Consider the following 12,456-nt stretch of genomic DNA (forward strand, 5'->3'; position numbering starts at 1 on the left):
AAAAGGGGGGATTGGTTTGAAGAAGATTTGTTACGTGCTGTTATCCCTGGTCTGTGTCTTTTTTTTCAGCGGGTGTTCAGCTGGTGAAGAGGCCTCGGGAAAAAAAGAAGACGTTACACTCAGAATCGCGTGGTGGGGCGGGCAGCCAAGACATGATTATACAACAAAGGTAATTGAACTTTACGAGAAAAAGAACCCGCATGTCCATATTGAAGCGGAATTTGCGAACTGGGATGACTACTGGAAAAAGCTTGCGCCCATGTCTGCCGCCGGCCAGCTTCCTGATGTCATTCAAATGGATACCGCTTACTTAGCCCAATACGGAAAGAAGAACCAACTGGAGGATTTAACGCCGTATACAAAGGATGGAACGATTGACGTCAGCTCAATCGACGAGAATATGCTGTCGGGCGGAAAAATCGACAATAAGCTATATGGATTTACGCTAGGTGTCAACGTGCTGTCTGTGATTGCCAATGAAGATTTGCTGAAAAAAGCCGGTGTGTCTATCAATCAGGAAAACTGGACGTGGGAGGATTACGAGAAGCTGGCGTATGATATTCAGGAAAAAGCCGGTGTCTACGGTTCCAACGGAATGCATCCGCCTGATATTTTCTTCCCTTATTATTTGCGCACAAAGGGTGAGCACTTTTATAAAGAAGACGGCACTGGCCTCGCGTATCAAGATGATCAGCTGTTTGTCGATTACTTTGAGCGGCAGCTGAGGCTGGTGAAAGCGAAAACGTCCCCAACACCTGATGAAAGCGCACAGATTAAAGGGATGGAAGACGATTTTATCGTCAAAGGCAAATCAGCGATTACATGGAACTACTCCAATCAATATTTGGGCTTTGCCCGGCTGACAGACTCGCCGCTGTCTCTCTATCTGCCGCCGGAGCAAATGAAGGAAAAGGCGCTGACATTGAAGCCGAGTATGCTGTTTTCCATTCCGAAAAGCTCTGAGCATAAAAAAGAGGCAGCGAAATTTATTAATTTCTTCGTGAATAATGAGGAAGCGAACCAGCTGATTAAAGGCGAGCGAGGCGTTCCAGTCTCCGACAAGGTGGCGGATGCGATTAAACCGAAGCTGAATGAGGAAGAAGCCAACATCGTGGAGTATGTAGAAACCGCGTCAAAAAACATCAGCAAAGCCGATCCGCCAGAGCCTGTGGGAAGCGCGGAGGTCATCAAGCTGCTGAAGGATACGTCAGATCAGATTCTGTATCAGAAGGTATCGCCGGAAAAAGCCGCCAAAACGTTCCGGAAAAAGGCCAATGAGATATTAGAGAGGAATAATTGACGGGAAATGGGGCTGACGCAATGAAAAAAAGCCGGAGTATAAGAAAAGACAATCTGGCGGGATATGCTTTTATTTCTCCGTTTATCATCGGGTTCCTATGCTTTACAGTAATTCCGATGGGGGCGTCCCTGTTTCTGTCCTTCACGAGCTATGACTTGTTTACGGCGCCGAAATGGATCGGGCTCGACAACTTTAAGGAAATGTTTACGGGTGACGAAAAGTATTGGCAGTCTCTGAAAGTGACGTTTACGTATGTGCTTGCCGGGGTTCCGCTCCGCCTCGGCTTCGCGCTTTTTATCGCTGTCATTTTAAACAATGCAGCAAAAGGAACGGCCATTTACAGAACGCTCTTTTATCTGCCTTCGATCATCGGCGGGAGCGTCGCCGTGGCGATTATGTGGCGCAATATTTTTGGCAATGACGGGGTCATCAATGCGCTGCTGTTTTTTGTCGGGATTGATCAAAAAATTCTTTGGTACCAGAATCCGACAAGTGCGCTGTGGACATTGATTCTGCTGTCCGTCTGGCAGTTCGGGTCGTCAATGCTGATTTTTCTAGCCGGGCTAAAAAACATTCCGTCTTCGTATTTGGAAGCGGCAAGTGTGGATGGGGCAAATCGGGTGCAGCGTTTCTTCAAGATCACACTTCCGATCCTTACACCGATTATTTTCTTTAATCTTGTGATGCAGACGATTTCTGCTTTTATGACATTTACACCTGCCTATATCATTTCGAAGGGCGAGGGCGGGCCGCTTGACGGGACACTTCTCTATTCGCTTTATTTGTTCCAGCGTGCGTTTAACTATTTTCAAATGGGCTACGCATCGGCGATGGCGTGGGTCATGCTTGTCATTGTCGGGCTGATTACGCTCATATTGTTTAAAACATCATCATATTGGGTTCATTACGAGTCAAAGGAGGAATGACGGATGGAGCCGGTCAACGAGCCTGTCAGGAAAGCCCCGGTTTTTGAAAGAAAAAAAGCCGGGCGCGTCAGTCCCAAACGCATACTGTTCCATGTTTGTACAGGAACACTGGCGGTGTTACTGCTGTACCCGGTCATTTGGCTGTTTGTCAGCTCGTTTAAAGAAAGCGCCAGTATTTTTACAACCTCTCATTCACTCATTCCAGACCCTTTTATTCTCAGTAACTATGCTGAAGGGTGGAAGGGGATCGCGGGACAGCCGTTTCTGACGTTTATTAAAAACTCGGCGATTATTGTCGGGCTGTCAACAATCGGTGCCGTCCTGTCATCGGCTGTCATTGCGTACGGATTTGCGCGTATTCCGTTTAAGGGGAAAAAATTTTGGTTTGCGTGCATGATGGGGACGTTAATGCTGCCTCATGAAGTATTGATGATTCCGCAGTATATTATGTTTGCGAAATTAGACTGGCTGAATTCCTTTAAACCAATTGTCGTTCCGCAATTTTTCGGGCATGCGTTTTTTATCTTTCTGATGATCCAGTTTATCCGGACGATTCCCGAGGAGCTGGATGAAGCCGCGCGAATCGACGGATGTGGGCGCTTTGCCTGCTTTTGGCGGATCATTCTCCCGCTGATTGCCCCCGCGCTTGCGACGTCTGCGATTTTCTCCTTCTATTGGAAGTGGGAGGAGCTGATTCAGCCGCTCTTGTATTTGAATAAGCCGGAGCTTTACCCTGTTTCACTTGCGCTGAAGCTTTTTCTCGATACAGAGTCGGCTTCGAACTGGGGCGCGATGTTTGCCATGTCGGCCGTCTCGTTATTGCCTGTGATTCTTGTATTCTTTTTGTTTCAGAAATATATCGTTCAGGGCATCAGTACGACCGGATTAAAATAAAAAGGAGTGTTGCAGATGGCACAGCTTATTTTTGATGAAGAAAAGGTGACGTCGGTTATTGACCGGATCGTGAAACGGACATTTCAGATGGATTTTGCGTGGGATTGGCCGGGCGGCGTCGCGTTTTACGGCGTAGCGGAGGCCTATGAAGCGACAGAAAACGAGGAATATATCAATCTGCTAAAAACGTGGGTGGATGAACAGCTGGAGGATGGGCTGCCGCCGCTTTCGATCAACGGAGTTTCCATCGGGCATACGCTTTTGTTCCTCCACAAGGTGACGGGTGATGACGTGTATTTGGAAACAGCGGCCGAGATGGCGGAATATGTGCTGCATAAGGCGCCGCGCTTTGGCGAGGGGATCCTTCAGCATACGGTGAATGCGGCAGAATACGTATTCCCTGAACAGGCATGGGCGGATACGCTGATGATGGCTGGGCTGTTTATGCTGAGAATCGGGCGGGTCATGGAGCGTGAGGATTATTTTGAAGACGGCCTGCGCCAGTTTCACGGACATGAGGATGTGCTTCAGGACCCTGTCACGAATTTGTACTACCACGCCTGGGACAACAAAGCGAAAAATCATCTGTCGGGGATTTATTGGGGCAGGGCGAACGGCTGGGCGGCACTCACGATGGCAAAGGCGCTCCCGCTCATTGAGGTGACACATCCTTCCTTTATGATCATCGACGGATCGCTCAGAGACCAGCTGAGCGCGCTTGTCCGGCTTCAGGATGAATCAGGGCTGTGGCATACGATTTTGGATGATCCGGATTCTTATCTGGAGGTTTCGGCATCAGCGGGAATTGCTTCTGCTCTGATGTCGAGCGGAAAGCTGTATACAAAATATGTGCAGAAATCGCTTGCCGCCATTTTGGATGCGGTGGAAGAGGACGGACGGGTCAGCAAGGTATCGGCCGGGACAGCCGTCATGAAAAATGCCGAAGGATACAAACAGGTGCCTTACAAACGAATACAAGGATGGGGGCAGGGACTTGCGCTGACGTTTCTTGCTGATGTTTTGAAAACGAAAAAACGCGTGTATCAGTAAAGACAGCGGCGGGGGGAAAGGGATGAAAAAACAGCCTCAACAGAAGGAACGGGTTTCTCGCTGGAAGGGAACGTATTTCAAAAGAAACTTTGTCTTCATTTTGCTGATTGCCTGTATTCCCGGATTGCTGACTGGCGGCGCAATCTACTTTCTTTCGATCGACAAGGTGGAGAAAGAGCTGCAGAGATCGCATGAAACACAGGTGGCGCGTGAGGTCAGCCGAATAGATGAGAAGCTGGGAGTGCTTGAACTGGCACTCACCCAGATGGCCTACGATTCTTCACTGATGAACGGATTGGCCGAGAGGGATTTGGAGAAAGACTATACGTTCTCCTATCAATTAACGAAAAAGCTGTTTCTTTTGCGGGACCAGCAGCCGCTGATCGAGCAGGCTTCCATCTTTCTGAACAGCCCCCGGCCACTTGTGCTGAGCCCTGAATACAGCGCTTTGACAGAACAGGAGGCGCTTCGCAAGTATCGCTCGCTGCTTGCCTCAGACCACAGCATTTATTGGAAACGGTCGGGAAACCAAGCGATGCTGATCCAGCTCATTCCGGGCGCGGCGGAGAAACCGTTCGGCGCGATCATGCTGGCGGTTGATCCGAAAGAAATGGAATCAATCCTGCAAAGCTTGTCCCCCTATCCTGATGGCAGTGCGCTGCTTTTAGATCAAAATCAAGAGGTGCTGTTTCATGAAGGGGAAAAAGATTTTGAAAAGACTTTACTTCAAGAGATAAAAAAACAGCCTGCTGAGAAAGGCCATTTTCAGATGGAATGGGAAGGCAAGGTGTATTCTGTCTCCTTTGGAGAAATGAACCGGATGCATCAGCAATGGACCTTTGTGTCAGCGGCGCCTCTTTCAGCTATTACAGCGCCGATGGTATTTTTATCAAAAGTGATCATCGTGATGCTGGTCATTTGCATCGGTTTGGCGGTATGCATGACATGGTATGCATCAAAAAAAATCTATCGTCCCATTCAGCATTTGCTTGGCTTGTTTACCGGAGGAGAGAAGAAAGTATGGCAGGCGTCCGGGCAGGATGAATTCAAGTGGATTGAAAAGAGATGGCAGGATCTATCCCTTGAAAGCCGGAAGCTCCAAGAGCAGCTTCTGCGGCAGACGCCCCATATGAAAAAGAGTTTTTTGCAGCATCTCTTGCAGGGTGATTTTTACTATGACAACGAGGAAAGCCTCAGATTGCGGATGGAGGAGGCTGGCTGGAACATTGACGGAAACGCGTTTCATGTGCTTGATCTTCAGGTGACAGGGCTCCGCTGTGAAAAAAGCATCTTCCGTGAAGGTGATGAACAGCTTGCCGTGTTTACCCTGACCAATCTGGCTGAGGAATTGGCGGATAAACGCGTTTTTCAGCTCTCCATACTTGATATCGGCCGGCTTTCTGTCACCGTTCTTGTGATGAAAACAAACAGCTCTGATCTGAAGGCGTATATAACGGAGCTGGCACGCCAATTTGGGGATGTAACCGGACTATGCCTGACCTCGACATTGAGCAGCAAAACGGAGCGTATCACGGAAATCCCTTCTTTATTTCAGAATGTGAAAAGCGGCAAATCCCGCAGGCAGTTTGCTAACCGGGATCAGGTCATTGATTTGCAGGCCGACTTTCCTCAGAATGAGCAGTTCGCTCCTTATTACCCTTTTGAGCTGGAAAAACAAATTGTTCAGGCCATCCGGCTGGAAAGAAAACAGGAAGCCAAGGAACTGATAGATGGATGTATGAATGAACTGGCGGAAAAGGCGTCCATAGACAGGCATGTGCATTCCGCCCTGATTCAGCTGTTTTCCCGCATTCAGGAGGATATTTTACATTCCGGGCTCAATCCCAGCGAACTGTTTCAGCACCGGAATCCGTTTCTTGATATTTCAGAATTGCGCGAACCTAACGAAGCGGCGGCCTGGCTGATGGATGTAGTGGTGACGCCTTACCTTTCCAAGCTTGAGGGCAGAAAAAACAGACAGCAAAAGCAGCTGGCAGAACGTGTGATTGCGATGATTCACGAACAGTATATGGCGGACATTTCATTGGAAAGCTGTGCCGATGCGCTTGGCATGAATTCATATACGTTAAGCAAGGCATTTAAGCAAGTGACCGGTATTAATTTTATCGATTATGTGACCCAGATCAGAATCGAAAAGGCGAAAGAACTGCTGGTCAATACGAATAAAAAAATTCATGACGTGTCAGAAGAAGTCGGCTACCGCCACAATTACTTTAACCGGATTTTCAAAAAACAGGTCGGCATGCCGCCGGGTGTCTTCAGGCAAATGTATCAGGAAACGCCGTGAAAGGAGAGAACATGTGATGAAGAAACCGATTCAAGTATTTTTAGCGGGAGATTCCACTGTGAGTGACTGCCCGCCTCATGAAGCGCCGATGGCGGGGTGGGGGCAGGTATTCGGGCAATTGTTTTCAGAAGATGTGCTGGTCCGCAATCATGCCAAAGGTGGAGCGAGCACCAATTCTTTTGTGGAGGAAGGAAGGCTTCAAGCAATTGCTGAACGCATCACACAAGGCGATTATCTGTTGATTCAATTCGGCCACAATGACCAAAAACCGCGGGGGACGAAGCCGTACTCCACATTTCAGCAGTTTCTTACCTTGTTTGCAGATACGGCACGCGAAAAGGGCGCGCATCCTGTTTTCGTCACATCGGTGCAGCGCCGCCGCTTTGATGAAAACGGACGGATCGAGCATACGCTCGGTGAGTATCCCGATGCGATGAAAGCACTGGCGAAGGAGCTCGATGTACCTGTGGTTGATCTGCTTGCGAAAACAAAGGTGCTGTATGAAGCATACGGGCCGGAGGAGTCGAAGCGATTGTTCGTTTGGTTTCAGCCGAATGAACATCCGAATTACCCGGACGGCATTGAGGACAATACGCATTTTTCGGAAGAAGGTGCAATGGAGGTTGCGAAGCTTGTGGCAGAAGGCATTGAAGAGCTCGGACTTCCGCTTAAGGACCATCTTGTGAGCCGGGAGGGGAAAGAACATGTATAAGGAAGGCGCTTGCCTGTATCGCAATCCGCTCCGGTCTAAAAGCGATGTGAAGGACTGGCGGATGGAGGGAGGCGGACAGATCTCATTTGACGATCACAGCTTGCACCTGTCACATGTCCAGGACGAAGCGCACTTTGTCTTTTGGTGTCCGGAAACCTTTCCAGACGGCATCATTGTGACATGGGACTTCTCTCCGATCGAGCAGCCTGGACTGTGTATGCTGTTTTTTGCCGCTGCGGGTATAAGCGGCGAGGATTTGTTTGACCCAAGTCTCAGGAAAAGAACAGGAACATACCCTGAGTATCATTCAGGAGATATCAATGCCCTCCACCTGTCATATTTCCGCAGAAAATACCCGGAGGAAAGAGCATTCCGCACCTGCAATTTAAGAAAAAGCCGCGGTTTCCACCTCGCCGCAATGGGGGCCGATCCGCTGCCTTCTCCAGACGACGCTGATTCTCCGTATCGTATGAAGCTGATCAAAGACAAAGGCTATGTGCATTTTTCAATCAATGGTCTGCCCATTCTTGAGTGGATGGACGACGGCAGCACATATGGGCCTGTGTTAACAAAAGGAAAAATCGGGTTCCGGCAGATGGCCCCCATGAAAGCCGCTTACAGGGATTTTGCCGTGCATCAAGCGGTGAGAAGATGAAGACGACTGTAACGGATGCGCTTTATGCAGGCTGCGAAGCGGTGGTGAAAATAGCATGGCTCAACGGTCTGTGGCTGTTGTTTACACTTTTGGGCGGCGTTCTTTTCGGATGGGCGCCGAGCACAGCCGCGATGTGTGCCGTTATAAGGAAATGGCTGATGGGGCAAAAGGATGTCCCGGTATTTCCGTTATTTCTCGATACCTATAAAAAAGAGTTTTTCAAGGTTAATGCGATTGGATTGGCGTTTTCGGCTCTTTTGCTCATATTGTCCGCGAACTATCATTATTTTTCTGCCAGTACGGATTGGCTGTCCTTTGCCGTAACAAGCTGCACGCTGCTTGCAGGGCTTTTGTATATCATCACGCTGATGTATGTGTTTCCCCTTTATGTGCATTACCAGCTCCCGCTTCGCAAATATATTCCGCAGGCACTGCTTTTTGGCGCCATGAGACCGCTGACGACCGGCTGTATGCTGATCGGGTGCGGATTTGTCCTTTATTTGCTGTATACGCTTCCTGGCCTGATTCCGTTTTACGGCCCATGTTTATTTGGGCTTGTGTTGATGTTTTTTGCTCTTAGGGGATTTCAAAAGACGGAGGCCCAGCATCATCAAGCCGGGTAACAAAAAAATGACAAATACGCAAAAAAGTGCAGTGTCCGAAATAGGCAGATGCAAAAAAGTGAAATTGAAGACAGCTCACACAGCGCATAAAATCCAATTTAAGTAAGCGCTTACAGATAAATGAGAAGGAGCTGTCTGATGATTACACGAAGGAAACGCATGTTTACTGCTGTTACGTTGCTGGTCTTGTTGGTGATGGGAGCCTCTGTATGTCCTGTGAAAGCTGAAGGGGCAGCGCGGCAGATGGAAGCGCTGAACCGGGGGCTTGTAGCGGTCAAGACGGACGGGGGCATTTTTGTCAGCTGGCGGTTTCTTGGAACCGAAAACGCATCTGTTTTGTTCAATGTGTACAGAGACGGGCAAAAACTGAATGCTGCGCCTGTCAAAACCACGAACTATGTGGATAAAAACGGATCGACGGGCTCAACGTATACGGTTCGAGCTGTTGTAAACGGTACCGAACAGCCGGCTTCTGAAAAAGCCTCCGTATGGGCGCAGCCGTATCATTCCGTCCCGCTGGATAAACCGGCTGGCGGCACGACGCCAAAGGGTGAAGCTTACACGTACAGCGCTAATGACGCAAGTGTTGGCGATGTGGATGGTGACGGGCAATACGAGCTGATCCTGAAATGGGACCCTTCTAACTCAAAAGACAATTCACAGGATGGCTATACGGGTGACGTGCTGATTGACGCATATAAACTGGACGGCACAAAGTTATGGCGGATCAATCTCGGCAAAAACATCAGAGCGGGCGCGCACTACACCCAGTTTATGGTGTATGACCTTGATGGTGACGGAAAAGCGGAAGTAGCAATGAAAACGGCAGACGGGACAAAAGACGGCACGGGTAAAGTAATTGGAAATGCCAATGCTGATTACAGAAATGAACAGGGGCGTGTGCTTTCAGGCCCTGAATATCTCACTGTGTTTCAAGGTTCAACCGGGAAAGAGCTTGTCACTGCAAATTTTGAACCGGCGCGCGGTAATGTGTCGGATTGGGGAGACAGCTACGGCAACCGTGTTGACCGTTTTCTCGCCGGCATTGCCTACCTTGATGGGCAGCGGCCGAGCCTGATCATGACCAGAGGGTATTACGCTAAAACCATGCTAGTTGCCTATAACTTCAGGGATGGAAAGCTGTCAAAGCTTTGGACGCTGGACTCCTCAAAGTCAGGAAATGAAGCGTTTGCCGGACAGGGGAATCACAACCTGAGCATCGCGGACGTTGACGGGGATGGAAAAGATGAGATTATTTTCGGCTCAATGGCTGTTGATCATGACGGGAAAGGCATGTACTCGACCGGCTTAGGCCATGGGGATGCCCTCCATACAGGAGATCTTGATCCGGGCCGGCCGGGGCTTGAGGTGTTTCAAGTTCATGAGGACAAAAATGCAAAATACGGCTTATCTTTCCGGGATGCTGCAACCGGAAAAATCCTTTGGGGCGTTTATGCCGGCAAGGATGTAGGCCGGGGAATGGCTGCTGATATTGACCCGCGTTATCCGGGACAGGAGGTGTGGGCAAACGGTTCTCTCTACTCATCGAAAGGGGCCAAAATTGGAAGCGGGGCTCCGTCCTCGACCAACTTCGGCATCTGGTGGGACGGCGATCTGCTGCGGGAACAGCTGGACAGCAACCGAATTGATAAGTGGGATTATCAAAACGGCGTATCGAAAAATGTGCTGACTGCATCAGGCGCAGCATCTAACAACGGCACAAAAGCAACACCGGCGCTTCAGGCTGATCTGCTCGGTGACTGGCGCGAGGAAGTCGTGTGGAGAACGGAGGACAGCAGTGCTCTGCGCATTTACACGACGACCATTCCGACTGAGCACAGGCTGTATACGCTGACGCACGATCCGGTGTACCGGCTTGGCATCGCCTGGCAAAATGTCGCCTATAACCAGCCGCCGCACACAAGCTTCTTTTTAGGAGACGGCATGGCGGAACAGCCAAAACCAAATATGTATACGCCTTAACTGAAAGGGGGAAGGAACGGGCTGCGCGCAGCCCGTTCCCATCAAATGAAACCAAAAAAGAGGCAAATGGAATACTTGACCAGAGGTTTGATTGCAGTAAAGACAGAACAGGGCGTGTTTGTCAGCTGGCGTTTTCTCGGCACGGATCATGAAACGACGGCTTTTCACCTTTATCGGGACGGAATGCGGATTACTCGCGAGCCGATCCTGGACAGCACTAATTTTCTCGATCAAAACGGAACGGCTGACTCTGTTTATCAAGTGGCGGCTGTCAATAAAGGACGGGAAGAAAAGCTTTCCAAGGAAGCTCGTGTTTGGCAGGAAAATGTCCTGGAGGTTCCGCTTGCAAAACCGGAAGACGGTATCACGCCGGACGGAAAGCCGTACACTTACAGCGCCAATGATGCCAGTGTCGGGGATGTAGACGGGGATGGAGAATATGAAATGATCCTGAAGTGGGACCCGTCCAATTCAAAAGACAACGCTCATGACGGTTATACCGGGGAGGTGCTCATAGATGCCTATAAACTGGACGGCACCTTTTTGTGGCGCATCAACCTCGGCAGAAACATCAGAGCGGGTGCTCATTACACGCAATTTATGGTGTATGACCTGGATGGTGACGGAAAAGCAGAAATCGCCATGAAAACAGCTGACGGCACAACAGACGGGAAAGGACATATCATCGGTGATGAGCAGGCCGATTTTAGAAACGAACAGGGCAGAATTTTGTCCGGTCCGGAATATTTGACTGTGTTTAAAGGAGAAACCGGTGAGGCACTCACGACCGTGGAATATGAACCGCCCCGCGGCAAGCTGGAGGATTGGGGAGACGGATATGGAAACCGGATGGACCGTTTTCTCGCTGGAATCGCTTATTTGGATGGGGAGCGGCCGAGCCTTGTAATGGCGCGCGGCTACTATACGAGAGCCGTGCTCGTGGCATACGATTTCAGAAACGGAAGGCTCAAAAAACGCTGGGTATTTGACTCCAACCATCCGGGACATGAAGCGTACGCAGGACAGGGGAACCACAGCTTGAGCGTGGCGGACGTAGATGGAGACGGAAAAGATGAAATCATATACGGCGCAATGGCGGTCGATCATGACGGAACCGGCCTGTATACAACGGGGCTCGGGCACGGAGACGCGATGCATGTAGGGGATCTGGACCCATCACGAAAAGGGCTTGAAGTGTTCCAGGTGCATGAGGACGCCACAAAGCCGTACGGACTGTCACTGCGAGATGCCGGAACCGGTGAGATATTATGGGGCGTCCATGCTGGAACTGACGTTGGCCGGGGCATGGCGGCTCATATTGATCCAAGCTACAAAGGGGCGCTCGTCTGGGGAATTGATCCGCCGGGCAATGATGGCATGTCGTATGGGCTTTTCACGAGCAAAGGCGAAAAAATCAGCGACAAAGCGCCCGCTTCAGCCAATTTCGCCATCTGGTGGGACGGCGATCTGGTCAGAGAACTGCTTGATCATGACTGGGACGGAACGATTGGCAGGCCAAAGATTGAAAAATGGGATGCTGAAAAGCGCTGTCTGAAGACGATATTTCAGCCGGCCGGCGTGCTGTCCAACAACGGCACGAAAGGAAACCCGGTTCTTCAGGCCAACCTGTTCGGAGACTGGCGGGAAGAAGTGATATGGAGAACGGAAGACAGCAGCGCGTTCCGTATCTATACAACGACACATCTCACCCGCCACCGCTTTTACACGCTGATGCATGATCCGGTTTACAGGCTCGGCATCGCCTGGCAGAATACCGCCTACAACCAGCCGCCGCACACGAGCTTTTACCTCGGAACGGGAATGAAAAAACCGCCGAAGCCCGCCCTGTACATAGCGGGAAGTAAAGCGGAGGCGCCGCTGTAGGAGGACTAAGAGATAAGACGCAAAGGCTGAACGCTACGACAAGATGATTAACGAACGGGCAGGACAAACCAATGCTCAAGCGCCTGTACGCACCTGTCTTTTTCAAGGGAAGAGCTATCCG

10 protein-coding genes are annotated in these 12,456 nt (G+C 50.1%); all 10 read left to right on the forward strand.

Annotated elements, in window-relative coordinates:
• Positions 1-16 precede the first annotated feature (16 nt).
• Entirely contained in the window at positions 17-1,300 is a 1,284-nt protein-coding gene (locus tag MHH79_RS03830) for an ABC transporter substrate-binding protein (RefSeq protein WP_340035000.1), read from the forward strand.
• Positions 1,297-2,226, forward strand: a complete 930-nt coding sequence (locus MHH79_RS03835; protein ID WP_003233835.1) for a sugar ABC transporter permease — start codon at positions 1,297-1,299, stop codon at positions 2,224-2,226. The genes MHH79_RS03830 and MHH79_RS03835 overlap by 4 nt, the downstream gene beginning before the upstream one ends.
• A gap of 3 nt (positions 2,227-2,229) precedes the next feature.
• Positions 2,230-3,120: a carbohydrate ABC transporter permease gene (locus tag MHH79_RS03840; RefSeq protein ID WP_047182239.1), complete on the forward strand. Its 891-nt coding sequence runs from the start codon at positions 2,230-2,232 to the stop codon at positions 3,118-3,120.
• 15 nt (positions 3,121-3,135) lie between these two features.
• Complete coding sequence (gene yesR, locus MHH79_RS03845; RefSeq protein WP_063335648.1) at positions 3,136-4,170, forward strand: rhamnogalacturonyl hydrolase YesR; 1,035 nt, start codon at positions 3,136-3,138, stop codon at positions 4,168-4,170.
• A gap of 22 nt (positions 4,171-4,192) precedes the next feature.
• Positions 4,193-6,478, forward strand: coding sequence for a transcriptional regulator YesS (gene yesS / locus MHH79_RS03850; protein WP_340035001.1), 2,286 nt, complete (start codon positions 4,193-4,195; stop codon positions 6,476-6,478).
• A 13-nt stretch (positions 6,479-6,491) separates the two neighbouring features.
• Complete coding sequence (gene rhgT, locus MHH79_RS03855; RefSeq protein WP_309529802.1) at positions 6,492-7,190, forward strand: rhamnogalacturonan acetylesterase; 699 nt, start codon at positions 6,492-6,494, stop codon at positions 7,188-7,190.
• The gene (locus MHH79_RS03860; protein WP_063335651.1) at positions 7,183-7,845 is read left to right on the forward strand and encodes a YesU family protein; all 663 of its coding nucleotides are present in this window, start codon (positions 7,183-7,185) and stop codon (positions 7,843-7,845) included. The genes rhgT and MHH79_RS03860 overlap by 8 nt, the downstream gene beginning before the upstream one ends.
• On the forward strand, positions 7,842-8,468 hold the full coding sequence (locus MHH79_RS03865; protein WP_100506761.1) for a YesL family protein: 627 nt from the start codon (positions 7,842-7,844) through the stop codon (positions 8,466-8,468). The genes MHH79_RS03860 and MHH79_RS03865 overlap by 4 nt, the downstream gene beginning before the upstream one ends.
• A 120-nt stretch (positions 8,469-8,588) precedes the next feature.
• Positions 8,589-10,451 carry a rhamnogalacturonan lyase gene (gene rhgW / locus MHH79_RS03870; protein ID WP_100506762.1) on the forward strand — a complete coding sequence of 621 codons (1,863 nt, stop codon included), beginning with the start codon at positions 8,589-8,591 and terminating at the stop codon, positions 10,449-10,451.
• A gap of 45 nt (positions 10,452-10,496) precedes the next feature.
• Positions 10,497-12,335 (forward strand): rhamnogalacturonan exolyase, encoded by a 1,839-nt coding sequence (gene rhgX / locus MHH79_RS03875; RefSeq protein ID WP_100506763.1) that lies wholly within the window; start codon positions 10,497-10,499, stop codon positions 12,333-12,335.
• The last annotated feature ends 121 nt before the right edge of the window (positions 12,336-12,456 follow it).

The organism is Bacillus sp. FSL K6-0993, from assembly GCF_037977205.1.
GTDB lineage: Bacteria > Bacillota > Bacilli > Bacillales > Bacillaceae > Bacillus > Bacillus subtilis.

Bases quoted from the DNA above. Each gene is read 5' to 3' on its own strand.
- MHH79_RS03840 (WP_047182239.1), top strand. From the start codon at position 2,230: ATGGAGCCGGTCAACGAGCCTGTCAGGAAAGCCCCGGTTTTTGAAAGA.
- yesR (WP_063335648.1), top strand. From the start codon at position 3,136: ATGGCACAGCTTATTTTTGATGAAGAAAAGGTGACGTCGGTTATTGAC.
- yesS (WP_340035001.1), top strand. From the start codon at position 4,193: ATGAAAAAACAGCCTCAACAGAAGGAACGGGTTTCTCGCTGGAAGGGA.
- MHH79_RS03860 (WP_063335651.1), top strand. From the start codon at position 7,183: ATGTATAAGGAAGGCGCTTGCCTGTATCGCAATCCGCTCCGGTCTAAA.
- MHH79_RS03865 (WP_100506761.1), top strand. From the start codon at position 7,842: ATGAAGACGACTGTAACGGATGCGCTTTATGCAGGCTGCGAAGCGGTG.
- rhgW (WP_100506762.1), top strand. From the start codon at position 8,589: ATGAGAAGGAGCTGTCTGATGATTACACGAAGGAAACGCATGTTTACT.
- rhgX (WP_100506763.1), top strand. From the start codon at position 10,497: ATGAAACCAAAAAAGAGGCAAATGGAATACTTGACCAGAGGTTTGATT.